This is a genomic window from Bacillus australimaris, assembly GCF_001307105.1.
Lineage (GTDB): Bacteria > Bacillota > Bacilli > Bacillales > Bacillaceae > Bacillus > Bacillus australimaris.
In genome coordinates this window covers 79022-104969 of the sequence record NZ_LGYN01000031.1, presented here as the reverse complement: position 1 = coordinate 104969, position 25948 = coordinate 79022, and the positions used below count along the sequence as shown (strand labels likewise).

Sequence of the window (25948 nt, the reverse complement as noted above, 5' to 3'; positions counted from 1 at the left end):
TATAAGTTCCACCTTCATACGTCACCACTTGGCCTACTGGATACGTCGGTGCTACTGCTGGATCAAACACTACGACGCCGGATAATCCAACTCCAGTCGCTCCGGTGATTCCTGTGGCTCCTGTTGCCCCTGTTACACCAGTGCCTGTAGCTCCTGTTGGACCAATTTCTCCCGTTGCTCCCGTGACGCCAGTTGCTCCGGTTTCCCCTGTGGCTCCGGTGACGCCGGTTGCTCCAGTAATGCCGGTCGCGCCTGCGGCTGCTAATAACGTATAGTCTGGGGACGTATCCGGTGTGCCTGTTGGTGGTGCTGTGTTGACGATATAAGTTCCACCTTCATACGTCACCACTTGGCCTACTGGATACGTCGGTGCTACTGCTGGATCAAACACTACGACGCCGGATAATCCAACTCCAGTCGCTCCGGTGGCTCCTGTTGCTCCTGTTACACCCGTGCCTGTAGCTCCTGTTGGACCTATTTCTCCCGTTGCTCCGGTGACGCCAGTTGCACCCGTTTCTCCTGTGGCACCTGTTGCTCCCCTGACACCAGTTGCACCAGTTCCTCCTGTTACACCTGTTACACCCGTACCGGTGACTCCAGTTGGACCTATTTCTCCCGTTGCTCCGGTGACGCCGGTGGCTCCTGTAACTCCGGTCGCCCCTGCAGCGGCTAAAAGCGTATAATCTGGTGATGTATCCGGTGTACCTGTTGGCGATGCTGTGTTCACAAGGTACGTTCCACCGTCATATGTCACCACTTGACCTACTGGATATCCTGGCGCTGCACCCGCATCAAACGGTACGACCCCAGTTAAACCTACACCTGTTGCTCCTGTTGCTCCTGTCTCTCCCGTTGGTCCTGGATCTCCAGTGACACCTGTTGGTCCTGTACCCGTTGCCCCCGCAGCGGCTAATAACGTATAATCCGCCGACGTATCTGGTGCTCCTAATGGCGGTGCTGAATTGACCACATACGTACTGCCATCGTACGTCACCACTTGACCTACTGGGTAGGTTGGCGCTACTGCTGGATCAAATGCAAGGATTCCTGTTAACCCTATGCCTGTTGGACCGATTGGACCTGCTGGGCCTGCTGGACCCGCTGGACCCACTGCCCCCGCCGGACCTGCTGGGCCTCTTCTTCCTCTTCCTCCTGGCGGACCTTGAATGACACACACACAAGGATCTTTCCCGCAGCAAGGATTTTTCACTGGTTTACCTGGTCTCCCTGACTTTCCTTTCTTACAACTATCACATTCCCAGCCATCATCCTTATACGCATCGTACCAGCTTCCTTTTTGGTAGTGGTCTGTCGAATGAGTTGGATATGTCTTTCCGCATTGTCTACATCTTCTCATGGAATCACCCCCATCCATCGTATTCATCACGACCAAGAAAGGTGTATGTACATTTTAATTTTTATTTAGAAAGATAAAAGACCTTGCACTCTATGCACAAGGTCATTCTTTCATTGAATCCTCATTGTCATTTTCAAATCTTTTCCTACCATACAATAATCAATATCTACTGGACGGATGGCTTCTTTTAATGTTTTCATCCCTTCTCCTTCAAAAAAAGTAGGCGCGTCTTTCCCTCCGATTAATAACGGTGCCATATAAATAATGGCTTCATTTACAAGTGAAGCTTCTAAAAAGGACGCGCTCACACTGCCCCCTGCCTCCACAAGTACCGACATGACAGCGCGCTTCTTCAGCATGCGTAACACGTCATGGAGATCTGTCCGATTTTTTCCGCTTGTGACAAAGACCTGATGTCCTTTTTGCACCAATTGATGATACTTTTTTTGATCGTGCTTGTTTGAAGTACAAATAATGGTTTCTGCCATATGATCGTTTAAACATTTCGCATGCAGCGGAATCCTTAATGTGGAATCTAAAATGACACGAATGGGCTGAGTCATGATCGAATCTTTCACAATGAGACCAGCATCATCTTGAATGATCGTTTCGACCCCTGTTATCACAGCATCTGCTTCTTGACGTAATTGCTGTACTTCTTGCCTCGCTTCTGTTCCTGTGATCCATTTGCTTTCATGATGAGCTGTGGCGATTTTCCCATCTAACGAAATGGCTGTTTTTAGTATGACATAAGGAAGCTCTGATTGAATGGAATGAAAAAAAGGCAGATTTAAGGTGTCCGCTTCCTGTTTACATATTCCTACTTCTACTTCTATACCTGACTGCTTCAACACGGCAATCCCTTTACCTGCTACAAGCGGATTTGGGTCTTGAGTGGCAATGACCACACGTTTCACCCCGCTCTTTATAATGGCTTGCGTGCAAGGACCTGTTTTTCCATGATGTGAACAAGGTTCGAGCGTCACATACAGATGAGCTCCCCTCGCCTTTTCTCCTGCCATTTGCAGCGCATGAATTTCAGCATGCGGTTCGCCCGCCTTCATGTGAGCACCTATTCCAACGATCTCACCTTTTTGTACAATCACTGCTCCGACAAGCGGATTTGGCGAGGTTTGCCCTTTCATGGCCTTTGCGTTAGCAATCGCCAGCTCCATATAAAAAACATCGTCTTTCATGTGAATCTCCTTTCCTCTCTTTCAAGGGAAAGAACTCCTTCATTTCCTGAAGGAGTTCTATTCTCATGTGCTATATTTTTTCCATCCGTTGCTTTTCAGATCGATCATAGTAAGGCAAGGAATAAAAAAGTTTATACGATGCTCGTTGTTTACAAAAACAGCATTTGCGACATTCATATTTATTAATGAGAAGCACATGCGGACAATTGAGTACAGTGAGACCTTTTTTCATATGTTCCTTGCAAACACTTATCATGAGAATCCCCCGCTTACATTCTTTTTTCTTAATGAGAGATTAATTCTTTCGGAAATTGTTCAAATAAGCGAAGTACTTCTGTATACGACCCATCTTCTCGAATATGATAAATCCCGCCATCATATGAGCTTGCGTATACATCATTGCCTAATTGTCTGATGGCACTAATCCCATTTTGGGCAATTCTAATTGGGCCTGTATTGACATCTAGCTCTGGATTCCACACAACGATATAGCCCCAATAATCTCCGCTCACAATATAGCCAGAGTCTGTGACAGTGACCGATTTAATAGAATACTGGTGTTCGTTATGCTGGTCTAAAATTCTTCCTGTATGCAAATCAAACAATCTCACATTTTTGTCACGGCTCACAATAGCAATACGGTCTCTTTTGCTATCAATAAAGACATCATTTAACAGCTCTGTCGCACCGATGTATTCCGCTTTTAAGGACAGACTCTTCTTATCTAAAAGACAGATGGTTCCTTCAACCGCGGCTGTGATGATATGATCTCCTTCTACCTTTAATGCTTTGACCGCACAATCGTGTGCTTTGGAACGGCCGATTTCCTTTAAGTGTTCTGTCGAAATGACATGTACATAACCGCCATACGTTCCAATATAAAATTGACGATCCTCCTCGTGGAAATAGACGCTGTTGACTGGTCCTGTGTTGAGATCGAACGAAACCATTTGCTGCAATGACTCATGAACAATATGCACTTGACTTGCATGATCTCCCCACGCATAATAGCTTCCATCCCGTGCAACAGCTACTCCATTTGTTAAAACGCCTGTCGATTTAGCGATTTCGACCCCATTCTTTCTGAATTTTCCGTCATCTGATGCGGTAATGATATCTCCTGCATCAGTCAGCGCAATATCATTAATAGATGGTGTCGCCATTTCAATCTCATCTGATACGACTTCTCCCTTTTCGATCGACCATTCACAATACGTTTTTCCAAAGCTGGCTCCTAGAATGGATTTCTCATCCTCCGTCCAGACAAGCGAGCGCTCCCATTGATATTTATGAGGCAGCAGTGTATCGACTAAATCACCTGTTTCATAATTCCACAACTTGATTAAATGATCGTAGCCTGCTGTCAGCAAGTAATTGCCGCTTGGAGAAAAATTCACTCGCTTGACGCCTTGTAAATGGGCTTTGATGATTTTCTTCTCCTGTAAAGTAGCTGCATCATAAATGATGACAGTTCCATCATCTCTGCCAAGTGCGAACACTTCTTTCTGATTACTTCCGCTAATTGTGTCCAGCTCATAATCAAACGGACCGATTTCCCCTAAAATATCTCCTGTCTCATACAGCCAGACGAGGACATAGCCATCATCACCTGTTGTATAAGCTTTATCACCATGTATCCATACAGCTAATACATCTTTGCTATGACCATGAAATTCTCTTAAAATAGCTCCCGTTTCGATATCCCAGACTAAGCATCTTCTATCTCTGGACACGGATACAAGCAAGGTATCCTGCTTCGCAAAAGCAACGGCTTCTACATCATCCGCATGACCAAACAGAGTGCGAATTAGGGTATGTGTGCTTGTATCATATAATTGAATGGTATAGTCTGACGATGCACTCGCAAGATACTTTCCGTTTTCAGAAAGAGATAAAGAGTTAATGATATGCTCGTGACTGCCAATGAACGTTCCTTCTCCTGTTGCTCTGTTCCACTGATAAATACAGCGGTCATACCCTCCTGTGTAGACAATTTGGTCGTGCTGAGTTGATAAAACGGATGTAATTGGTCCTCTATGCATGGTTTTACACTCCCACCTTTATATGTTGTTTTTGACGAGTCACTAAACGAAAACCAGTAAACCGAAAAACCGGATCTGGGTGTTTCCCGTGTCTTCTTGCAACTCTGCATAAATCTCCGCCTCTTGCGAAGGAGCCGCCTTTTAAAATGTAGTAATCACTTCCGAGCGTTTCCGTTAAATCATCTACAACCTCAATGCCGCCTTCATATACGTGATATTTCGTGTTGACCCATTCCTCGACGTTGCCTCCCATATCATAAAGACCGAATAAGGATCTGCCCTTTTCGTAATGATGGACAGGCGTCGTTTTTTCAAGATTTGATTCGTGCGTATTGCAGTAAGAAGGATCAAACTCATCTCCCCACGGGTATTGATTTCTCGAGTTCCCACGGGCAGCATACTCCCATTCTTCTTCAGTAGGAATCGAAACATCAATCCCAAGTTTCCCGCTGAGCCACTGGCAGAACGAAAAGGCTTCCTCGATCTCCATGCCCCAAGCTGGATGATCTTTTCCCCCGCCAAGTTCTTCGTTCGTTAAGCTCTCCGGATACGCCTGACCCGTTTCATCACAATAGCTTTGATACCATTCATTGGTGACAACCGTATCTGAGATAAAAAATTCGTTGATATACGGCTGATAGGATGGAAATTCTTTGTATAGCCATTTTTGAAATTTTTTCTCACGGCCGTAGGTTGGATTGAGCAGCTTGTCCTTCCAGAATTCTGATGCCTTTTTCATATCTTCTTCATTACTGCCAATTGTTGCATAGCCGCTTGGGATTTGAATCCAATTGATATCAGGTTTCACGCTTTTCTCCCGCCTTCTTTAAATAAACTCGTCTATTGATTAATTAATTTTTTCTCATCGACCATATGTCCTGAGGCTGCTTTTGCCTTTAAATAGGCTTCATTGTAGAGAGAGGCTTCGACTGTATGATCAAACCGAAAAACAGGAAGACCGTAAGCCGCAATTGAGTCGACTTTATCTGGATTGTTCGTTAATAAGTGCAATGGTTTTCCGTTGTTCAAATAGTGCAAAACAGCCGCTGCTTCCTCGTAATGCCGATCATCATCGCCGCAGCCGATCAGACGGTTGGCTTCAAATGTATCCAGCTGCATTTCCTGTAATTTATACGTCAATGCTTTCGCCATCAGCCCAATAGATCGTCCTTCTTGATTGGCCATATACACGAGCATGCCTTTTCCGTAATCGGTGATTTTCTTCAGCGATAACGCAAGCTGCGGTCCACAATCACATTTCAGTGACCCAAACACATCCCCTGTTTGGCAGACACTATGGATTCGCACTAGCGGCGGCACTTCATTTTCAAAGTCGCCATATAAGAGACAAGAGGAAAAGGTTTGCTGCGCTGTACTCATTTGGACAATAGATTCAATCGTTGGCTTTGTCTCCCGTTCAACAGGTGAGAAGGCATACCATTTAAATGGCACTTCTTCATGTTGAATGGAAATCGGCAGGTTCACCGGCCCCACGAGTAAATAGTGTTTTTCTTGAAAGGTAATATGATGGATCATGGATTGTAACTCAGCTACAAACTTGTTCATTTGTCTCCCCCCTATTCATCACTGCGCCTAAATCCACTCCCATAGCGCAGTGATGGAGTGATGAATATGTTTACACACTCCCTCAAAATGTGTGCTCCCGAACTCAGCAGAAGGAAATGGATATACGATGTCTCTCATCGATCAGACCTTGTCCTTTTCTAGTACAAAAGAGCAGAAATTTCGCTTCATACGCTTTCTCTCTGTTGGAGCAGCAAGCTCACTTGATCGCAGTCGCTCTTTCTTAGAATGAACACCTCTGCTAGTTTAGGTGACTTACCTTTGTACTAGATTTTGACGGCAATGACATGATGCTGGCTCATTCCAGCCTTCGCTTTTAGCGGTGATATGGACACAAGCTCAAGACCTGATGTACAAATTTTTTCGCCAAGCTGAGAATCTGAAAATGAAAAATGGAAGCGGCCATCTTCTCCGATTAACCCTGTTCTCCATTCTTCTCCCCAAACAACAAGTGAAAAGACACCGCCTTCATAAAGTAAAGAGGAGACCTGTTTTAAGTAACGTTCATGATCATCAGGATGTTGATGATGAAAGCAGCCATGATCTAAAATCAAATCAAACTGCATCCCGCGCCCCTGATCCATCGACCATGACATAAAATCTTGATGAACAAAATAGACAGGAACCGTTTCTCTTTTCTGCAACACTGCCCACTCCTCATGCTCATACAAGTCGATACCGACATACGTGGAAAGCCCATTTAAATGGTCAAGTGCACGGCCGTTCCCGCATCCGATATCCAGTACAGAAGCAAGTCCATTCTTTTCTCTTGAACGCCATGCCTTTAATGACATCACAGCTGCGTCTGTTAAGGATGAATCAGTGGACCACATATCTGTTCTTTGCTCATAATGCTCTTGAAATGCCATGCGCATCTTTTCTAAATACAACCCACTGTCTTCATGATACAAAGCCTTTTTCATCACGAAACCTCCTTCAATTCACAATCGTCTTTTCGGGCAAAGGTGGTTTTCAAGCCAAAAACCTTATGTTAAAATGAGAGATGGATTTTTTAGGAAAATCTGTTTTTCTGAAAAAGGAGAGAAGCATCCCACATGTTCACTCTTCTTTTTCAGCATGCATCCTCATATGCAGCCGTTCGAAAGCTGCAACGCCTCAGCTTGTTATCTCTTTTTTTCATATGAGTTCACCTCCTTCACCGTTCAAACTTTTTTGAAACCGCTTTCTCTTCTGTACAGGAACTAACAACTTTTGAATATCTCTTGCCAAGTATTCATAGTAGAAAGATCAATCTACTGTATTAGACCGGCTATCATTTTTTAAGTAAAGGACTATTTTTTCTTTTTTACGTAGACATTTTTTCAGCAAAATCTTCTCTTAGAGGTGCTTACGCCTTGGTTCCGTGCCACCACCTTTCACTAGAATATGCTTCGAATAAATCCGCCGGAAATTTAACAACTAATTCCATAATGACTGGAATAAGCCAAATATATTGTTTTTAGATTATTTTGTCAACAAATTATTTCCTAAACATTAGAATGAATTTTCTAATTGAAAATACAGGTATTTTTCGTGGTTTTTTGACCTCAAAACACTTATTTCTACACAAAAATACAACTTAAACCAATAGAACTAAGAAATTTATCTACTAAATTACACAAGATTTTTATTTCATTTTAAATCAAATTAGATAGATACAATGATTATTTCCCGAATGATTTTTTGTGATATTTTGACTATTCTTTTCTGTTTTTCGGTGATTATATTTGGTATAACTACATTTTCAATTAGATATTTTACTATTTATTCCATTGTGCTGTTTTTTCTTATTATAGTAAAAAAGAATCAGCCTCTTCTTCAGAAAAGTTGGCATGAAAAAAAGCCCCTTACAAAAGTAAGAGGCTTTTTTTCAGCTGGCGTTTATGCCCAGGTTTTCACTTTTTCATGGTCTGTCACAAAGAGAAGGACTTTTCCTTCGTCTAAATGTTCTTCAAAAGTTTCAGCTTCTTCTTTAGAGAAACCAATTTCATGAATTTTATTGCGGAGCTCATCGCCCTTTTTACTAAAGATGTTTCCAACAGCATGTTTAAGTCCGACCTCTCTTGGACCAATCGTATTGGCATCTGCATTGTTTGCAATACGCTCTGTTCGATCATCGTCATGGGACAGAACATAAATGTCCTCTCTTGCAACACCGAGTTCTTTTAATTGCTCTACATCTCGTTGAAGTGTTTCATCATTTGAATACTCTCTTACAACAGGTTTCATTTTATATTCCTCCTTTAACGTCTTACGATTCTTTTACCCGTCACTTTTGCCATTAAACCTTCTACGAGCACATCCATTTTGCTTGATGAACGGACCGAGCCTATTGACTTATTTTTGACAAAAATCCCGTAAAATTGACTAAATTTTCTGAATTATAATGTTCAATCCTATTGATTTGTTGTACAATTCTTATACTGGAGGCTAGAAATGAGGTAGAGCTGATGTATTATTTTTCAGCTGAGCAGCAGTTTAATGCTTGGGTTGTCAGTGATTTGGTGAAACAGCTTTTTCAAAAGTGGAATCCTGAAGAAGCAAATGCAAAGCCGCTTACGTTGTTTGCTGAACAGCACTTTCGCATCTCCATTGATTATCTCTTTTCCATCATTATTAACATTGGAGATATCGAGTCAATTGAACAAGATCCACAAGACCTGTTGTCCTCATACTTGAATATCCTTTTTCCTTTTGTGACGCGCGATATGATGAAAGCCTCCATGCAAAATGCAAACGAATATTTGTTAAAAGAACGTGATGCGGATGTGTATCAGCTGTTCGGTTGCCTCCCGCCGCTCCTCTCTGTATCTCTTCAAAAAAAGTAGCCCTGTCGATGAGATGGCGGCTGCTTTTTTTTATGTGTTTTGAAAAGACCGTATGTTTTGAACGAAAAGAAGCATCATGTTAATGTAAATCTAGGCTGCAAGTGAAAGGGAGGATTTGACATGAGTCAACAAAAGCAAATTCAATTAGCCAAACGTCCAAAAGGATTACCCACAAAAGATGTTTTTCATTTTGAAACAGTAGATGTACCTGTCCCGCAAGATGGAGAAGTCTTGATTCAAACGAAATATGTTTCTGTAGATCCTTATATGAGAGGGCGAATGCAGGATACAAAATCCTATACACCTCCGTTCAAGCTAAATGAAGTGATTCAGGGCGGTGTTGTCGGAGAGGTCGTTGAGTCGAAATCACCTCAATTTGAAAAAGGTGATTTTGTTCTTGGATTTCTAGGATGGCAGGAATTTTCCACTGCCAAAGCTGAATCTCTGACTAAAATTGATCCGTCCATTGCGCCATTGTCCTATTATTTAGGGATTTTAGGTATGCCAGGGCAAACCGCCTACTTCGGCCTGCTTGCGATTGGTCAGCCAAAAGAGGGCGAAACAGTTGTCATTTCTGGAGCGGCAGGTGCCGTTGGTTCCGTTGTTGGACAAATTGCTAAAATCAAAGGCGCACACGTCGTTGGAATTGCCGGATCTGATGATAAACTCGCTTATTTAAAAGAATTGGGCTTTGATGAAACGATTAATTATAAAACAACTAATGATTTAGATGATGCGATTGCAAAAGCCTGTCCTAACGGCGTTGATGTGTACTTTGACAATGTAGGCGGCGAGATTTCAGATGCGGTGATGAATCATTTGAATCGTTTTGCACGCATTCCAGTATGCGGCGCTATTTCTTCTTATAACATTAGCGCAAGTGAGGATATCGGACCGCGTGTGCAAACAAAACTCATTAAAACAAGCGCATTGATGCAAGGCTTCATTGTTGCCAACTATTCAGATCGTTTTGGAGAGGCAGCAAAGGATCTCGCACAATGGGTAAAAGAAGACAAACTGACTTACAAAGAAACCATTATCGAAGGTTTTGACAACATTCCCGATGCATTCCTTGGACTATTCAAAGGGGAAAATGTCGGAAAACAGCTTGTCAAAATTTCATAACAAGAAAGGACCCTCCATATGGAAGGGTCCTTTTTTATGCCTGTTTGGGCGCAAGATGCAGCTGCCCTTGCTTATAAATAATTTCCTGAAGAGAAAGATTCAGCTTTTTCGCCATTTTTTTGAGCATCGAATGCTCTTGAGGTGTAACAAGACTGATGACGGCCCCTTCTTTACCTGCGCGTCCCGTTCTGCCTGAACGGTGAATATAGCCTTCTTCATTTGGCAGGTCTGCATGGATCACATACGGCAGATCATCAATGTCGATGCCCCTTGCTGCAATATCGGTTGCTAGAAGAAGCGGGAATTCATGCTGTTCAAATGCCTTTAAGATCACAGCGCGCTCTGCTTTTTTCGCTTCACTATGAAGCACACCAAGATCGACATGGTGATACGCCAATTTCTCTGCATAAATACTTAAGTTCGTAATATCACGCACAAAAACGAGCGCCTGCATGTCCTCAAGACGTGATAGCTTTTGCAGTAATTTCACTTTGTCACGCTGATCACATAACAGATAATAGTGACCCACTTTCTGCGCTTCTTCCTCACTTCTGGCAATTTTCAATACTTCTGGTTCAGATGTCATTTCTTTAATCAGTTGAACCGTTTCATCTTTCAACGTTGCAGAAAAACAAAGGATTTGTCTTTCTTTTAATGTGGACTTAATGATCCCTTGGATCGTTTTCATATGCTCTGGCACAAGCAGCTGATCGGCTTCGTCTAACACGATTGTTTTGATTTCATGCATTTTCAATTTCTTGATTTTGATTAATTCTTGTACGCGGCCAGGTGTCGCGACAACGATGTTTGGGTGTTTCTTTAGTTTTTCTTGCTGCTTTTTGATGTTTGCTCCACCAATCAAGGAGATCGCTTTAATATCTGATCCTTGTTTGAACTCTTGCACCACATCAAAAATTTGCATCACAAGCTCTCTTGAAGGTGCCAAGATTAAGACTTGTGGGTGCTTAATCGTGACATCAATTTTATTTAAAAGCGGCAGAACATACGCAAGTGTCTTCCCCGTTCCAGTTGGTGATTCTGCGATCACATCACGCTTCTCCGTAATCCACTCTGCTGTTTTTTCTTGTATTGCTGTTGGTTTTGCGAAGCCCGCCGCTTGAAAGTTTTCTTGAATAAATGGCTTGGCTTCTTTTAAAAATGCCCAATTTTCCGTCATGTCGATCTCCTTTATCCTCATTCAATCTATCCTTAAGTATCTCAAAATCAGCTTTGAAACGCAATTTTTCTTTTGATGCTTTTATCGAGCCGGACAGTTCGATATAATCATGAGAGGCACTAGCCGTTTTGAATCTATTTGAGGTGTAAAAAATGATATTATCTGTTAAAGATTTAAGTCATGGCTTTGGCGACAGAGCCATTTTCCACGAAGTCTCCTTCCGTTTATTAAAAGGCGAGCATGTCGGCTTAATCGGCGCCAACGGTGAAGGAAAGTCAACGTTTATGAATATTATTACTGGCAAGCTGGAGCCAGATGCAGGAAAGGTTGAATGGGCGAAAAATGTCCGTGTCGGCTATCTTGATCAGCATACCGTGCTAGAAAAAGGCAGAACGATCCGTGAAGTTCTTCAAGATGCATTCCATTATTTATTCTCTATGGAAGCCGCAATGAATGACATTTATGGAAAAATGGGTGAAGCCGATCCTGATGAGCTGGAAAAGCTGTTAGAGGAAGTGGGCGTCATTCAGGATGCACTGACAAACAATGATTTCTATATCATTGATTCCAAGGTTGAAGAAATTGCTAGAGGTCTTGGGTTAACAGATCTTGGACTGGACCGTGATGTGACGGAACTCAGCGGCGGTCAGCGTACGAAGGTGCTGCTAGCGAAATTGCTTTTAGAAAAGCCAGAAATTCTCCTTCTCGATGAGCCGACCAACTATTTAGATGAGCAGCATATTGAGTGGCTGAAGCGCTATTTACAGGAATATGAAAATGCGTTTATCCTCATTTCACATGATATTCCGTTCCTAAACAGTGTCATTAACTTGATTTATCATGTTGAAAATCAAGAGCTGACACGCTATGTTGGTGATTACGACCAATTTAAACAAGTGTACGAAGTCAAAAAGCAGCAGCTCGAAGCAGCCTACAAAAGGCAGCAGCAGGAAGTGGCTGAATTAAAAGATTTTGTCGCAAGAAACAAAGCACGTGTCAGCACAAGAAATATGGCGATGTCCCGTCAAAAGAAACTCGATAAGATGGATATGATTGAACTCGCAGCTGAAAAGCCAAAGCCAGAATTCCACTTTAAACAAGCACGTACTTCCGGGAAACTGATTTTTGAAACGAAAGATTTAGTGATCGGTTATGATGAACCGCTCTCTCGTCCATTGAACTTAAAAATGGAACGCGGACAAAAAATTGCATTATACGGTGCTAACGGTATTGGAAAAACGACATTACTTCGAAGTCTTCTTGGAGAAATCACGCCAATTTCTGGTGAGGTGGAACGCGGAGAATTCTTGCATATTGGCTACTTTGAGCAAGAAGTAAAAGAGCAAAACAGCAATACCTGTATTGAAGAGGTATGGAGCACCTTCCCTTCTTACACGCAATATGAAGTCAGAGCCGCTCTAGCAAAATGCGGATTAACGACAAAACATATTGAAAGCCGCGTGTCTGTTTTAAGCGGTGGAGAAAAAGCAAAAGTGCGTCTTTGCAAGCTGATCAACGAAGAAACCAACTTACTTGTTCTCGATGAGCCGACAAACCACTTGGATGTTGATGCAAAAGAAGAACTAAAACGCGCTTTAAAAGAATATAAAGGCAGCGTCTTATTGATTTCTCACGAACCTGAATTTTATCAAGATGTTGCAACTGAAACTTGGAATTGCGAATCTTGGACAACAAAAGTATTATAACGGCAAAAAAGCCTTATATCTTTTTCAGATATAAGGCTTTTTTCTATTCATGACCTGCTTGAATATTCATCAGATGCTTACGCCCAAGGAGCAGAATGACCATGCCCAAGAGAACGACAGCAGCCCCTACATAGTAAGGTGTACTAGCTGTATAGCTTTCAGCGAGAACTCCGGCAATCCAAGGAGCAATCGCACCTCCAATAAACCGTACAGCACTATATGAGGATGATGCAATTGAACGCTCAACCGGTGCTGAACCCATTACAGCCGTCGTGAGCACTGTATTGATCATACCGAGAATTCCCCCAGCAATGACAATACCGCAAATAACGACGACAACATGTGACGTCCATACCCCAATGCCAAGTAAAATCACCGCAAACGAAGCAAACAAAACGACAAGAGAGGTCAATGTCCCAAGCTTGCGATGAATGACTGGCGCTGAGAAGACGGATGTCACAGCCAAAAACAGCCCCCATCCAAAGAAAACATAACCAAGTCCATGTTCATCAAGATGGAGCACAAATGGCGAATACGCTAAAAGAACAAAGAAGCCAAAATTATATAAGAAAGCGGCAGATGCCATCGTTAAAAGTCCTTTATATTTTAATGCTCCGACAGCCTCAAATAATTTCACCTTTTTCTGCGGCTTTTGCATAGGTGGAAGCATAAAGGTAATTGCTAAAAGAGCAATCAGCATTAACACAGCAACACCAAAGAATGGTCCGCGCCAAGAGATTGTTCCAAGCTCACCGCCAAGCAGAGGTCCAACGGAAATCCCAAGACCTAGTGCTGCCTCATATAAAATGATGGCCTTCGCACTTCCTCCAACAGACACACCGACAATCACTGATAGTGCCGTTGAAATGAATAAAGCATTCCCAATGCCCCATCCGCCTCTAAAGCCAATTAATCCATTAATCGTTGAAGAGGTACCGCCTAAAGCAGAAAAGACAATAATAAAAATGAGTCCAACTAATAACGTCCATTTCGCACCAATACGACTAGAAATAAAGCCGGTAAAAAACATCACAAAGCCAGTCACAAGTAAGTAGCTTGTAAATAAAAGAGAAACCTGACTTGGAGACGCATGCAATTGCGATGCAATGGCTGGCAGAATTGGGTCTACAAGACCAATTCCCATAAACGAGATGACACACGCAAAGGCAACAGCCCAAACTGCCTTTGGCTGCCTAAGCAAACTTGTCCGCTGTTTCAACACTTCTTCTTCCTTCATTCCATCAGAACCTTTCTTTCAATTGTTGACAAAATAAAATAAACACGCAGAGGTGTTTATTTTTGTAATTGCTCAATCGCATGAGCCGCTCTTTCTTTCATCGTTTCAAGATCCTTTTTAAAGGATTGAATCGTTTCAAGCTTTTTTGTAATCAATTGATGCTGCACGGTCAGCTGTGCATCAATATCTAAAATCTTCTCTAATCGTTCCTTTGGATCAAGCGACAGCAAGTAGCCTTCTTTATTCAGCTCTAGCTGCTTTCCTATTTCCATAAACGATTGAAGCTCCTGTAAAGAAAAGCCGAGTACCTCTTTTGCCTGCATCACTTTTTCTAGTTCTTCCATGTCGTCCTCTGAGTAAAGTCTGACACCGCCCTCTGTCCGCTTTGGTGCTGATAATAAACCAATCTCTTCATAGAAACGAATCGTTCGTTTTGTCAGACCGCTTCTTTTCGCCACTTGATCAATTTTCATCCATTCCATCGCCAGTGCCTCCTGCTCATCAATTCATGTTTTATTATACACCTTTATAACCTTAACGTAAACGTTAAAGTTTTAGCTCTTGATTTCTTTCGCTTCTTATAGCAAAATAAATAGGAATAATTACGATTTAAAGGAGGTACCCTATGCGCTCATTTCCACCTAAAGAAGTACGGCATCAGCTATTCGGGTCTGTACCGCCAAGTCTTGGAACGAAGCCTTGTCAAAAAGAGGACATGACGGACATCCAAAAAACAGAGCAGGACTTTTATTTTCATCTTGAACAAGTGGGGATCTGCCGCATGTCCTATCCAGTACATATCATGTCTAAGACGGCACCACAGCATCAAACAACTGCCGCTGCATTTACACTGAGTACATCACTAGCAGCTCACCAAAAAGGGATTCATATGAGCCGTCCCAGCGAACAGCTGCACATGTTTTATGAGAGCAGTAAGCCTCTTGATGTAAATGCCCTAAAAGAATTGACAGCAGCGCTCGCTCTGCAAATGAATCAGTCTACTGCGTCGGTTCACGTTTCCTTTCCATGGTACATGGAAAAACAAAGCCCGGTCACCGGGAAGTCAGGCTTGATGCATGCGACTATCAAATATGACGTCCATTTTCACGAAAAGGATGGATGGACCTGTCATGTTGGCTGCGATGCACAGGTCACTACATTATGTCCTTGCTCCAAGGAAATCAGTGAATATGGTGCACATAATCAGCGCGGCTCTGTTTCCATTCAAGTAAAGTTGTTTGAACATGCACCGCTTCCGGACGACATGAAAGCCGCACTTTTACAGATCATTGAGTCGAATGCGAGTGCACCGCTATATCCCGTGCTCAAAAGACCTGATGAAAAGAAAGTGACTGAAGAGGCTTATGAAAATCCACGCTTTGTAGAAGATATGACGAGGTTAATAGCCATCGAATTATATGAGCAGCCATGGATTCAAGGCTTTCAAGTCGAGTGCCGTAATGAAGAATCTATTCATCAGCATGATGCTTATGCGAAATGTTCATATGAAAAAAACCTGTAGATCGCTCTACAGGTTTTAATTTCCACATCTTTATGATTCATTACTTTCTAATTCCTCAATCATGAGCGACAGTTCTGTCCAACGGTCCATTGCTTGTTCTAGTTCTTCAGCAACGGCTTTTTGCTCGTCCATCAGCTCTTGAATTTTTCCAAAATCGCTCCCTGCCTCTGCAATGCTGGCTTCGAGCTGCTGATGTTTTTCCTCTAATGCCTGTATTCGGTCTTCAATTCCGTCCCATTCCAGCTGGTCTTTATAAGAGAGCTTTTTTCTCTTTTTAGGCGCAGCTTCTACTTGTTTCTCAGCAGGCCTTGACTCTGTCCGCTTCTGCTCTTTTTCCTGCTCCATGTATTCGCTGTAAGCGCCTTGGAAGTGTGAAATGCGTCCATTTCCCTCAAAGACAAGCAGACGATGAACAACACGGTCTAAGAAATAACGATCATGCGATACCGTCATGACAACACCAGGGAACTGCTCTAAATAATCCTCTAAAATGCTGAGGGTCTCCGTATCAAGATCGTTCGTCGGCTCATCTAAAAAGAGAACATTCGGCTCTTCCATTAAGACTTTCAATAAGTACAATCTGCGGCGTTCTCCCCCGGACAGCTTGCGAATAAACGTCCGCTGCATGGATCTTGAGAAAAGGAACCGCTCCAGCATCTGCTCTGCTGTCACAATGGCACCATCAGATGTTTTGACAATCTCAGCTGTTTCCTTGATGTACTCAATGATGGTCAGCTCTTCATTCATTTCCTTGTGATCCTGCGTGTAATATCCAATACGAACGGTTTGTCCAATGGTCAATTGTCCTGTGGTTGGCTCAATTTTACCCGCTAAACAGTTCAGTAAAGTGGTTTTGCCGACTCCATTCGGTCCAATAAATCCAATACGGTCGCCAGGCACGACTAAATCTGTAAACCGCTCCACAAGGTTTTGGCCAGCAAATGAAATCGACAAGTCTTCTGCCTCTATCACTTGTTTGCCTAGGCGGTGCGAACCGATGGCGAAATCAAGCTCTCCCTTCGCATCAGGGCCTTTTTGATCCTTCAGCTCTTCAACTCTGCCGATGCGTGCTTTTTGCTTTGTCGTTCTAGCCTTTGCTCCTCGTCTCAGCCATGCAAGCTCTCGTCTGAGTAGGTTTTGACGCTTCGTTTCTTTCACCTGAGCCTCTGCTTCTCGCTCCGCTCTTTTTTCTAAAAAGACTTCATAATTTCCTTTATACGTATAGAGCTGTCCTTGATTTAACTCATAAATCCGATTGGCCACACGGTTTAAGAAATAACGATCGTGCGTCACGAGGATGACAGCACCGCTGTATTGGCTCAAATATCCCTCGAGCCATTCAATCGTTGCATTATCAAGATGGTTGGTTGGCTCATCTAAAATCAGCAAACCTGCAGGCTGAATTAAATTTTTAGCAATGGCGACACGCTTTTTCTGTCCGCCTGATAATGCATGAACAGAGCGGCTCACATCTTTGACGCCAAGCTTTGTCAAAATCGTTTTTGCTGACAGATTCGCATCCCATGCGTCTTCCTGATCCATTCGATTCTGCATACGCATCAGCGCCTCTTGTTTTGCCTCATTTTGCGGATCATGCTCTAATTCGGCAAGCGTCTTTTCATACGCCTTCATTGTTTGAATCATTGGTGCTGTACCAGAAAAAATGTAGTCAAGAATCGTTTCATTCCCGCTCATTTCAGGGTCTTGCTCGAGAAATTCGATATCAAGTGTCCCTGCTTTCGTGATGTCACCCTCCTCGAACGATTCAAGTCCTGCAATGACCTTTAATAGCGTTGACTTTCCTGTTCCGTTTGGTCCAATTAGTCCGATGCGTTCTTTTGGTTCTATATGAAAAGAAATATGATCAAACAGCGTTTTCTCGCCATAGGTTTTATATAATCCTTCAACATTCAATAAACTCATTTTTATCAGCCCTTACATAGATTCTTTCTTTATTTTAAATCAGCCCGTAGCAGAAAACTAGTTTTAAAAAACCCGCCGCTGAAAAGAATGTTTCCTTTTGATGCTCGATACACTATGAAGAGGTGATCTAAAGATGATAACCATTAGCTTATGTATGATTGTGAAAAATGAAGAGGAGGTGCTAGCAGACTGTCTTTCTTCTGTTCAAGACATTGTAGATGAGATGATCATCGTTGATACAGGATCAACAGATCGAACGAAGGAGATCGCTCACTCCTTTTCAGCAAAGGTGCTGGATTTTGAATGGGTCCAGCATTTTGCAAAAGCCCGCAACTTTGCTTTCTCGCATGCAGAGAAAGAATATATTTTATGGCTCGATGCTGACGATGTTCTGCTTGAAGAAGACCGCCAAAAATTTCTTCAGCTCAAGCAGACACTTGATTCCTCGGTGGATGCGGTCTCGATGTTTTATCATGTGGGATTCGATGAAGATGGTCAGGTGAATTTTAAATATAGAAGAAATCGGCTTGTGAAGCGTGCTTTAAACTTTCAGTGGTACGGGGCCGTTCATGAGTTTCTTCAAGTGTATGGCAACATCTTTCCAGCCGATATAGCCGTCACACATCAAAAGCGCAAGAAAACAACAACTGGTGAGCCTGGACGCAACCTGCGCATTTATGAAGACATGCTAGCAAAAGGTGAAGACATGACGCCGCGTGATCTCTTTTACTTTGCCAATGAATTAAGGGACAACGGGCAGCATGTCAGGGCGATTCGTTTTTATCATGAATTTTTAAACACAAAACAGTGCTGGATTGAGGATGAAATCCGCACATGCCAATATTTAGCGGACTGCTATTATGCCGTTGGCTTCGAGGAAGCGGCCTTATCCTCATTATTACGTTCCTTCTTATATGATCAGCCTCGGCCAGAATTTTGCTGCCGGATCGGAGATCATCTAAAAATACAAAATAAACACCAAGCGGCCATCTTTTGGTATGAGCAGGCGCTGAAGGCTCCGGAAAACGAAACAGCCTTCACACTCACACAATATAAAACGTGGTACCCTCACCTTCAGCTTTGCTATTGTTATTATCAGCTCGGCGACCTGGAGCAAGCCAAAACACATCATCTTGCCTCCTCCGCCCATTATCCAACCCATCCAAGTGTGCTTTACAATGAAAAAATATTTGCTGAACAAACTTAAATCGCCGGTGATCACATCCGCCTTCTATCTGCCGGCGGATGTCTCTTTTTATACACTTCTTCGGTTGTGGCATTTAACACTTTAGTGATTTAAAGCGTTTTTCAACCAATTGACTAAATTGTTATTTACGCATATACTAACATTCGTCTTACGAAAAGATTTATCCATTAGGAGGTACACATGAGCTCTTTATTTCGAAAAAAATCTCTCGACCAGCTCATGCTTGAAAGTCAAACGAAGCGGCTCAGTCGTTCATTAAATACGTTTGATTTAATCTTGCTTGGCATTGGCTGTGTGGTCGGGACTGGAATCTTTGTGATTACGGGGGTTGCTGCGGCAAATGATGCAGGACCTGCGATTATTATATCTTTTATTTTAGCTGCGATCGCATGTGCCCTTGCCGCTTTTTGTTACGCTGAATTCTCCTCGTCTATTCCTGTGTCAGGAAGCGTCTATACGTATTCCTACGCAACACTTGGGGAATTTCTCGCCTTTTTAATGGGCTGGGATCTCATGCTTGAATATGTCATTGCCCTCTCTGCTGTGGCAAGTGGATGGTCGTCCTATTTTCAATCACTGCTCAGTGGATTCGGTCTTCATATACCGAAAGCTTTATCAGCTGCACCGGGAGCCGCTGATGGGGCCGTCTTTAATCTCCCAGGCGCACTCATTATTTTGCTGATCACCTTTATTGTCTCAAGAGGCGTCAAAGAAAGTACAAAGCTGAATAACATTATTGTGCTGATCAAAATTGCCATCGTCCTTCTCTTCATCATTTCAGGCTTTGCTTACGTCAAACCTGAAAACTGGACACCCTTTATGCCAATGGGCTTTGAAGGCGTGATTGCAGGCGCGGCAACCGTCTTTTTTGCTTACCTTGGATTCGATGCGATCGCCAATGCATCTGAAGAGGTCAAAAATCCGCAAAAAGCGATGCCGATCGGAATTATGGGAGCGCTCGGTGTTTGTACCATTTTATACATTGGGGTTTCCTTTGTTTTAACCGGCATGGTTCACTATACGAAGCTGAATGTGAGTGATCCTGTCGCATTTGCCCTTCAAGTGGTTGGTCTTAATAGTGTGGCTGGTATCATATCAGCCGGTGCCATTATTGGGATCACAACGGTTCTCATCGCCCTGGTATTTGCACAGGTTCGCTTAACATTTGCGATGAGCCGTGATGGACTCATGCCAAACATTTTCTCAAAGGTTCATCCAAAATCACAAACGCCCGTTGCCAACACTTGGCTGACAGGGGCTATCGCAGCATGTATTGTAGGTTTTGTGAATTTATCAACGCTCGCCAATTTAGTCAGCATCGGTACACTGGCAGCCTTTACGGTGATTTCCATTTCGGTCATCATTTTACGGAAAAAACATCCGAATCTTAAAGCAGCGTTTAAAGTACCGTTCGTGCCTGTTCTTCCGATTATCAGTGCGATCATTTGTATGACATTGGCTGCCACACTTAAATGGGAGACATGGAGAGCTTTTCTCATCTGGATCGCCATCGGTGTTGTTGTCTATTTCACCTATGCAAGACGAAAAAGCCATCTGAATAAAACACATTAGAAAAGAGACACGGGGATTCCCGGTCTCTTTTTTTGCTTAAATCACGCTGTTTTTGACTGAATTTGAATCCACCATATCTGGATCTAACACGCTTGAAATCGGAATGACAAGCGGTGAACAATCTCCATTGTCCTCACCAAAGCCTTGGTTCAATTTCATCGAGAGAAAATAATCGATCTGCTGATAAGGCCCTAGCGTCAGTGATGCACCCCGATCCATTGCATTGATTTTAAAAGCACCGACATTGACGACTGAGGGTGAGAATAACATCACACGTCACTTCCTTTGAATAGGTTTAGCTGCTGGCGAAAAAGAGGCAGGTGAGTCCACTTGATCTCGATCATCTACATGGCTTTTTGTACCGACAAAACCGCTGGCATCTCCAAAATTCTGTCCGTAACCCTGATTTTTTTTATCTGAGTTTTGCCACTCTGCTAACAAATTTTGTCCGACATTCACCGCCGACGCATTTTCAAAGGAATTAATTTTTAACATGAAAATATTAATATTGATATACGGAGTTGGTTGAACCACAGATAAACCTCCTTTTTATAGGTATATGCAAGCACCCATCAAGTATGTTAACGGGAGGTCTTCACATGGACTTCGAAAAAATGAAGCAGTGGATGGATATTGCCCAGCAAATGCATGGAGATGATTTTTGGAAAATGATCTTCGATGATGAGCAAAGATCCCCCTTTATGGCAAACGGTCCATCACCATTTACATTCACACAGCAGGATCAGCGCGGATCAGATGCGTCGTTTCCGCCAATCGACATGGTGGAAACGCCTACCGAAATTCAGTACTTAATTTATTTGCCTGGCTACAGAAAGGAAGATGTTCAGGTGTTATCATATGGTGAATATTTAGTAGTGAAAGGACAGCGTTTTTCCTTTTTTAATGAGCAGGACTTTCGCCAAAAGCAAGGCAAATATGGTCCATTTGAAAAGAAAATCCGCCTTCCAGAGATGATACTTGGTCAAATGAATGCTGCCTTTAAAGACGGTGTGCTTTACATCCGCCTGCAAAAAGATGAAGGAAAAGCGACGGCTATTATCATAGATGACGAATATTAATACTCACTGCGTCTATTTGATCACGATCATCAATTGTTTCAATTGGCAGGATCGTGATCACGCCATCAGCATTCTGCTCTCCAAAACCATTGTTTCTTTTAATCGTACTGCAGTGATTACGAACAAATGTCGAGCCAAACGTCATGGATGATCCTGTGCCAATCGAGTTCGTTTTCATATGGGCAATGTGAATCTGAGTAGGCAGCATGTGCTTCTCCCCTTTCTTGTCATCTCTATAAGTATATATGCGATAGCTTTTCCATAGACTAGAGCAAGGCGGAAGAAAAGGTTGTGGTCTACTTGAAACATTTCATTCAATCACTCTTTAAAAAAACTGAATCCTGTCCACCTCAATCTGTCATTGAGCTGGAAAAAAGACTCACTGCTCTTGAGCAAAAAATGTCTGCACCAGCTCCTCCTGTCTCAGAGGATACACACATTCATATCGAATCCCTACATGTGGACAAAATTGATTACCATTTAGAGTTTGGAGAGCTTTCTATCGACCAGCTTCAAGGCAGGCTCAATATTGGGGCAACCTATTACACCCCAAAGGACACGCCGCTCAAAAAATCAGCCGCAATGCCGCAGCCAAAGGAAAAAGAAAAGGAAAACCCAGCACCGACAGTATCCTTTCGATCAAGGTCATCTTCTTAACCAATTCAGCTTTTCAGCACAATTGGCAGCCAGAAATAGACCGCAAGAACAATCGCCACAATACTCATGATATTTAACCAAAAACCGGCCCTGACCATATCAGATATTTTCAGCATATCCGCACTAAAGACAGCGGCATTAGGCGGTGTGGAAATCGGCAGCATAAACGCACAAGAGGAAGCCAAAGCAGCCGCAGCCATTAAACCATACGGCTCTATGCCAATCGCTAGACCAAGCCCCACAGTGATCGGAATCACCATATTGGCAACAGCTGTGTTTGACATAAATTCAGTCATAAAAAGAACAGCCGCTGTTAAAATGACCACGATCATGAGATAAGAAAGACCGTTTAACAGTTGAAGCTTCTCCCCCATCCAGCCCGTCAAATCGGTTTCTGCAAATCCAGTGGCAAGCGACAAACCGCCTCCAAATAAAAGTAGCATTCCCCAAGGAAGCTGTTTCATATCAGGCCATTCTAGGATTCTTTCACCAGTAGTTGATGGAATGAGAAAAAGCAGTATCGCACCAAAGATTGCAATCGAAGTATCAGATACATAGATTCCTCCGAACAAAAAAGATTTAAAAATCCATAAACATGCTGTCATGAGAAAAACCGCAAGAACCCATTTCTCCTCTTGCTTGATCTTCCCCAGATCCTTCAAATCCTTTTGAATGAAGTGTGCTGTCATATCACCCTGCTGCTCCACTCGAAACTGGATTTTAGTTAAATATAAGTATAAGAGAAACAGCATCACAACCGTGACAGGAAAACCAAATAAAAACCATTCAAAAAACATGATTTCTCGATCCAATAATTTTTTGGACATCGCGGCAAACACTGCATTTGGTACTGTGCCGACGAGTGTTGCCAAGCCGCCGATGGAAGCAGAATACGCAACCGATAACAGGATGCTCTTACTAAACTTTTCAAGAGAAAGCCCTGTTAAAATCTGATTCGCTTTCACTTCTTTAATAATCGCCAGTGCAACAGGAAGCATCATTAAAGCAGTCGCTGCATTTGAAATCCATAAAGATAAAAAAGCTGTAGATACCATGATACCGAGCACGATACGATCACTTCTTGTCCCAATGAAGCTGAGGATATGCAGCGCCATTCGTCGATGTAAGTGCCACTTCTCAATGGCAATCGCAATCATAAAACCACCCATATACATAAAGACAATCGGGTCACCATAAGATCTTGCCGCTGCATCCATCGGCAGCCCTCCAAGTGTTGGCAGCAAAATAATCGGTAAAAGAGATGTTGCCGGAATCGGCAATGCCTCTGTCACCCACCAAGCAGCTGTCCAGGCTGTCACGGCAAGTACCACCTTAGGTGCATAGGCCAGTTCAGTCTCTGGGATGAAAAGCATGAGGATGAGAAATAAACACGGCCCAAGCCATAATCCTGTAATATTGACTTTTTGATATGCGATGAAACATCCCTCCATTTTGTCATCGCTTTCAAGCGATTTTGTCCTTATGATCCTTCGATGATTTAAAGTGATTTCCTTTTTATAAAGAACAGGCAGAAAGTCATGTTTCATACGGTGAAAATCAGCACCATAAAGGACAAACCACAGTTCGTTTGTCCCGTCTCACCCGTAAGGTTTCTATGAGAAACTATACAAATCACGAGCAATAACTGTAAAATATAGAGGATCTAATCAAAAATTGAGGTGTTTTCATTGTATACGGATCAAAAAAAATCATTTTGGAAACAGAAAAAAGTCATCATCCCTCTTCTTAGCATCATTGTAGTTGCTGCTGCTTTCTTTTTCTTAAAGGATCATCTTTTCTCAAAAGAAAAAGAGGCGCTAAAAGCCGCTCAAAACTTTACGAAAGAAATGGAGAAGAAAGACTTTACGAAGCTGGCAGATGAGGTGACAAGTGCATCTTTAAAAGCCAATGACTTTTCAAAAAAACAACTAGCCGAAAAATACGACAATATCTTCAATGGCATTGGTGCTCATGATCTGAACATTTCAAAGCTCAACGTTGAAAAACAGGACAAAGGAAATGGGTATCAATTCTCCTATGATGTGACGATGAAAACGTCTCTTGGCAAACTGCATAAGCTCTCTTACAAAGGCGTTCTCTCCGAAGAGGACGGCAAGTGGAAAGTGGACTGGAAACCAAATCTCATCTTCCCGCAAATGGAAAAGGGAGATACCATCAAAGTCAAATCAGACCCTGCTGTCCGCGGAAACATTGTTGACCGAAAAGGGCGTACGCTAGCAGAAACAACTGGTGGAAACGCACTTGGCATCATCCCAGGAAAACTCGGAACAGGGGAAGAAAAAGAACGCAATATCAAAAAAATCAGCAAAGCGTTTGATATAGAGGAAGAACTCATTGACAACCAGCTGAAACAAGCATGGGTCACTGACGACACGTTTGTCCCGCTCAAGTCGATGTTAGAACAGAAGCCGATTCCAAAAGACGTAAAAGGCGTCACTTATCAATCGAAGGAAATGCGCTACTATCCATATAACGAAGCAGCCGCTCATCTCACCGGGTATGTCGGAAAGGCAAATGCAGATGACATCAAAAGAAACCCGGCATTAAAAGCGGATCAAATCATCGGCAAAACCGGCCTTGAATTTACATTTGACAAAAAATTACGAGGACAAGATGGCGGAAGCATTCTTATCGACCATGATGAAACAGGTATTGAAGAAACTTTACAAAAATCAGATCGAAAAGACGGAGAAACCGTGAAGCTAACGATTGATGCTTCCTTACAGAAAAAAGCTTATGAACAGCTGAAAGGTGAAAAAGGAGCTGTCACGATCATGAATCCATCTTCGGGTGATCTATTAGCACTTGTCAGCGCCCCTTCCTACGATGTCAATCTTATGACAAACGGGATAACACCTAAGCAATATCAGGCATACAGTGAAAACCCAGATCTTCCATTCCAAGCTCGATATGCGAGCAGATATGCACCAGGGTCCACATTCAAAACCATTACAGCAGCCATTGGGCTTGAAACAGGTGTCACAAAGCCTAACAAAGTGCGCACCATTCATGGACTGAAATGGCAAAAGGATCAATCTTGGGGAAATTATCGCATCACACGGGTTCACGATAAAGAAAAAGTAAATATGGTTGATGCCCTCGTGTACTCAGACAATATTTACTTTGGACAGGAAGCACTGGAAATCGGCAAAGAAACCTACGAGAAAAAAGTGAAAGCATTTGGATTTGGCGAAAACTTACACATGCCATTTACAATGAAGCCTGCACAAGTATCGAACGATGGAATTCAATCAGAAATCCTACTGGCTGACTCAGCGTATGGCCAAGGTGAATTACTCATGTCACCGATTGAGCAAGTACATGCCTATTCTCCATTTGCCACAGGGGGCAAGCTTGTTTATCCTCGAGTGATTCAGGATGAAAAAACAGCATCACCGAAACAAATCATCAAAGAAGACACAGCAAACACAGTGAAAGACGCTTTGACTCAGGTCGTGACAAGTCCAAACGGTACAGCCCACTCCCTGCAAATCGAAGGAGCTGATATCGCCGCTAAAACTGGAACGGCAGAGCTGAAAAGCAAACAAGGTGCAACAGACGGCACTGAAAATGGATTTTTACTTGCGTTTAATCCTAAAAAAGAAGATTACATTCTTGTCGGCATGATTGACGGTGTGAAAAACCGCGGCGGGAGTGGACTCGTCGTTCAAAAAATGAAGCCTTTGATTGCTTCTTTTTACAAATAACTCTTTAG

General features: G+C 42.8%; 24 protein-coding genes. 9 read left to right on the top strand and 15 right to left on the bottom strand.

Annotation, left to right across the window (positions count from 1 at the left end):
• The 7 genes from AKG37_RS19340 to AKG37_RS18285 all read right to left on the bottom strand — a co-directional run.
• Nucleotides 1-1357, bottom strand: a 1357-nt coding sequence (locus tag AKG37_RS19340) for a collagen-like protein (RefSeq protein WP_160316329.1), incomplete at its 3' end; no start/stop codon positions are given.
• A 110-nt stretch (nucleotides 1358-1467) separates the two neighbouring features.
• Nucleotides 1468-2553, bottom strand: a complete 1086-nt coding sequence (gene ribD / locus AKG37_RS18310; protein ID WP_060700127.1) for a bifunctional diaminohydroxyphosphoribosylaminopyrimidine deaminase/5-amino-6-(5-phosphoribosylamino)uracil reductase RibD — start codon at nucleotides 2551-2553, stop codon at nucleotides 1468-1470.
• Nucleotides 2554-2837: 284 nt separating this feature from the next.
• Nucleotides 2838-4595: a WD40 repeat domain-containing protein gene (locus AKG37_RS18305; RefSeq protein ID WP_060700126.1), complete on the bottom strand. Its 1758-nt coding sequence runs from the start codon at nucleotides 4593-4595 to the stop codon at nucleotides 2838-2840.
• 4 nt (nucleotides 4596-4599) lie between these two features.
• Nucleotides 4600-5403 carry a formylglycine-generating enzyme family protein gene (locus tag AKG37_RS18300; protein ID WP_060700125.1) on the bottom strand — a complete coding sequence of 268 codons (804 nt, stop codon included), beginning with the start codon at nucleotides 5401-5403 and terminating at the stop codon, nucleotides 4600-4602.
• Nucleotides 5404-5435: 32 nt separating this feature from the next.
• Nucleotides 5436-6161: a GTP cyclohydrolase II gene (locus tag AKG37_RS18295; protein ID WP_060700124.1), complete on the bottom strand. Its 726-nt coding sequence runs from the start codon at nucleotides 6159-6161 to the stop codon at nucleotides 5436-5438.
• A gap of 284 nt (nucleotides 6162-6445) precedes the next feature.
• Nucleotides 6446-7102 carry a class I SAM-dependent methyltransferase gene (locus AKG37_RS18290; RefSeq protein ID WP_060700123.1) on the bottom strand — a complete coding sequence of 219 codons (657 nt, stop codon included), beginning with the start codon at nucleotides 7100-7102 and terminating at the stop codon, nucleotides 6446-6448.
• Nucleotides 7103-8060: 958 nt separating this feature from the next.
• The gene (locus tag AKG37_RS18285) at nucleotides 8061-8408 is read right to left on the bottom strand and encodes a YflT domain-containing protein (RefSeq protein WP_060700122.1); all 348 of its coding nucleotides are present in this window, start codon (nucleotides 8406-8408) and stop codon (nucleotides 8061-8063) included.
• A gap of 221 nt (nucleotides 8409-8629) precedes the next feature.
• Between AKG37_RS18285 and AKG37_RS18280 the strand changes: the two genes are divergently transcribed.
• Nucleotides 8630-9007, top strand: coding sequence for a YfmB family protein (locus tag AKG37_RS18280; RefSeq protein ID WP_060700121.1), 378 nt, complete (start codon nucleotides 8630-8632; stop codon nucleotides 9005-9007).
• Nucleotides 9008-9127: 120 nt separating this feature from the next.
• Complete coding sequence (locus tag AKG37_RS18275; protein ID WP_060700120.1) at nucleotides 9128-10132, top strand: NADP-dependent oxidoreductase; 1005 nt, start codon at nucleotides 9128-9130, stop codon at nucleotides 10130-10132.
• 34 nt (nucleotides 10133-10166) lie between these two features.
• Here the strand turns inward: AKG37_RS18275 and AKG37_RS18270 are convergent, their stop codons facing one another.
• Nucleotides 10167-11309 (bottom strand): DEAD/DEAH box helicase, encoded by a 1143-nt coding sequence (locus tag AKG37_RS18270; protein WP_060700119.1) that lies wholly within the window; start codon nucleotides 11307-11309, stop codon nucleotides 10167-10169.
• A gap of 152 nt (nucleotides 11310-11461) precedes the next feature.
• Here AKG37_RS18270 and AKG37_RS18265 point away from each other — a divergent pair, with 152 nt between their 5' ends.
• Nucleotides 11462-13015 carry an ABC-F family ATP-binding cassette domain-containing protein gene (locus AKG37_RS18265; protein WP_025092670.1) on the top strand — a complete coding sequence of 518 codons (1554 nt, stop codon included), beginning with the start codon at nucleotides 11462-11464 and terminating at the stop codon, nucleotides 13013-13015.
• 43 nt (nucleotides 13016-13058) lie between these two features.
• On the opposite strand, the gene AKG37_RS18260 is transcribed toward AKG37_RS18265, so the two are convergent.
• Both AKG37_RS18260 and AKG37_RS18255 read right to left on the bottom strand, forming a co-directional pair.
• Nucleotides 13059-14252 (bottom strand): MFS transporter, encoded by a 1194-nt coding sequence (locus tag AKG37_RS18260; protein WP_060700118.1) that lies wholly within the window; start codon nucleotides 14250-14252, stop codon nucleotides 13059-13061.
• 56 nt (nucleotides 14253-14308) lie between these two features.
• Entirely contained in the window at nucleotides 14309-14734 is a 426-nt protein-coding gene (locus AKG37_RS18255) for a MerR family transcriptional regulator (RefSeq protein WP_060700117.1), read from the bottom strand.
• A 143-nt stretch (nucleotides 14735-14877) separates the two neighbouring features.
• Between AKG37_RS18255 and folE2 the strand changes: the two genes are divergently transcribed.
• Nucleotides 14878-15774, top strand: coding sequence for a GTP cyclohydrolase FolE2 (gene folE2, locus AKG37_RS18250; protein ID WP_060700116.1), 897 nt, complete (start codon nucleotides 14878-14880; stop codon nucleotides 15772-15774).
• A 30-nt stretch (nucleotides 15775-15804) separates the two neighbouring features.
• On the opposite strand, the gene AKG37_RS18245 is transcribed toward folE2, so the two are convergent.
• Nucleotides 15805-17697, bottom strand: coding sequence for an ABC-F family ATP-binding cassette domain-containing protein (locus AKG37_RS18245; RefSeq protein ID WP_060700115.1), 1893 nt, complete (start codon nucleotides 17695-17697; stop codon nucleotides 15805-15807).
• Between the two features lie 133 nt (nucleotides 17698-17830).
• On the opposite strand from AKG37_RS18245, the gene AKG37_RS18240 reads away from it, so the two are divergent.
• Together AKG37_RS18240 and AKG37_RS18235 are read left to right on the top strand one after the other, a co-directional pair.
• On the top strand, nucleotides 17831-18904 hold the full coding sequence (locus tag AKG37_RS18240; protein WP_060700114.1) for a tetratricopeptide repeat-containing glycosyltransferase family 2 protein: 1074 nt from the start codon (nucleotides 17831-17833) through the stop codon (nucleotides 18902-18904).
• A 180-nt stretch (nucleotides 18905-19084) separates the two neighbouring features.
• Complete coding sequence (locus tag AKG37_RS18235; protein WP_060700113.1) at nucleotides 19085-20476, top strand: branched-chain amino acid transporter BcaP; 1392 nt, start codon at nucleotides 19085-19087, stop codon at nucleotides 20474-20476.
• A gap of 36 nt (nucleotides 20477-20512) precedes the next feature.
• Here AKG37_RS18235 and AKG37_RS18230 read toward each other — a convergent pair whose 3' ends face one another.
• The gene (locus AKG37_RS18230) at nucleotides 20513-20746 is read right to left on the bottom strand and encodes a hypothetical protein (protein WP_008344178.1); all 234 of its coding nucleotides are present in this window, start codon (nucleotides 20744-20746) and stop codon (nucleotides 20513-20515) included.
• A gap of 6 nt (nucleotides 20747-20752) precedes the next feature.
• Nucleotides 20753-21010, bottom strand: coding sequence for a hypothetical protein (locus AKG37_RS18225; protein WP_003213975.1), 258 nt, complete (start codon nucleotides 21008-21010; stop codon nucleotides 20753-20755).
• Between the two features lie 65 nt (nucleotides 21011-21075).
• Here AKG37_RS18225 and AKG37_RS18220 point away from each other — a divergent pair, with 65 nt between their 5' ends.
• On the top strand, nucleotides 21076-21555 hold the full coding sequence (locus tag AKG37_RS18220; protein WP_039177065.1) for an Hsp20/alpha crystallin family protein: 480 nt from the start codon (nucleotides 21076-21078) through the stop codon (nucleotides 21553-21555).
• Here the strand turns inward: AKG37_RS18220 and AKG37_RS18215 are convergent.
• Nucleotides 21536-21763 (bottom strand): hypothetical protein, encoded by a 228-nt coding sequence (locus tag AKG37_RS18215; RefSeq protein WP_039177063.1) that lies wholly within the window; start codon nucleotides 21761-21763, stop codon nucleotides 21536-21538. The genes AKG37_RS18220 and AKG37_RS18215 overlap by 20 nt on opposite strands.
• An 83-nt stretch (nucleotides 21764-21846) precedes the next feature.
• On the opposite strand from AKG37_RS18215, the gene AKG37_RS18210 reads away from it, so the two are divergent.
• Nucleotides 21847-22212, top strand: a complete 366-nt coding sequence (locus tag AKG37_RS18210; RefSeq protein WP_060700112.1) for a hypothetical protein — start codon at nucleotides 21847-21849, stop codon at nucleotides 22210-22212.
• Between the two features lie 5 nt (nucleotides 22213-22217).
• Here the strand turns inward: AKG37_RS18210 and AKG37_RS18205 are convergent, their stop codons facing one another.
• A complete protein-coding gene (locus AKG37_RS18205) occupies nucleotides 22218-23663 on the bottom strand; it encodes an SLC13 family permease (RefSeq protein WP_060700132.1) in 1446 nt (481 codons plus the stop codon).
• Between the two features lie 237 nt (nucleotides 23664-23900).
• Between AKG37_RS18205 and pbp4 the strand changes: the two genes are divergently transcribed.
• Entirely contained in the window at nucleotides 23901-25940 is a 2040-nt protein-coding gene (gene pbp4 / locus AKG37_RS18200; protein WP_060700111.1) for a penicillin-binding protein PBP4(5), read from the top strand.
• The last annotated feature ends 8 nt before the right edge of the window (nucleotides 25941-25948 follow it).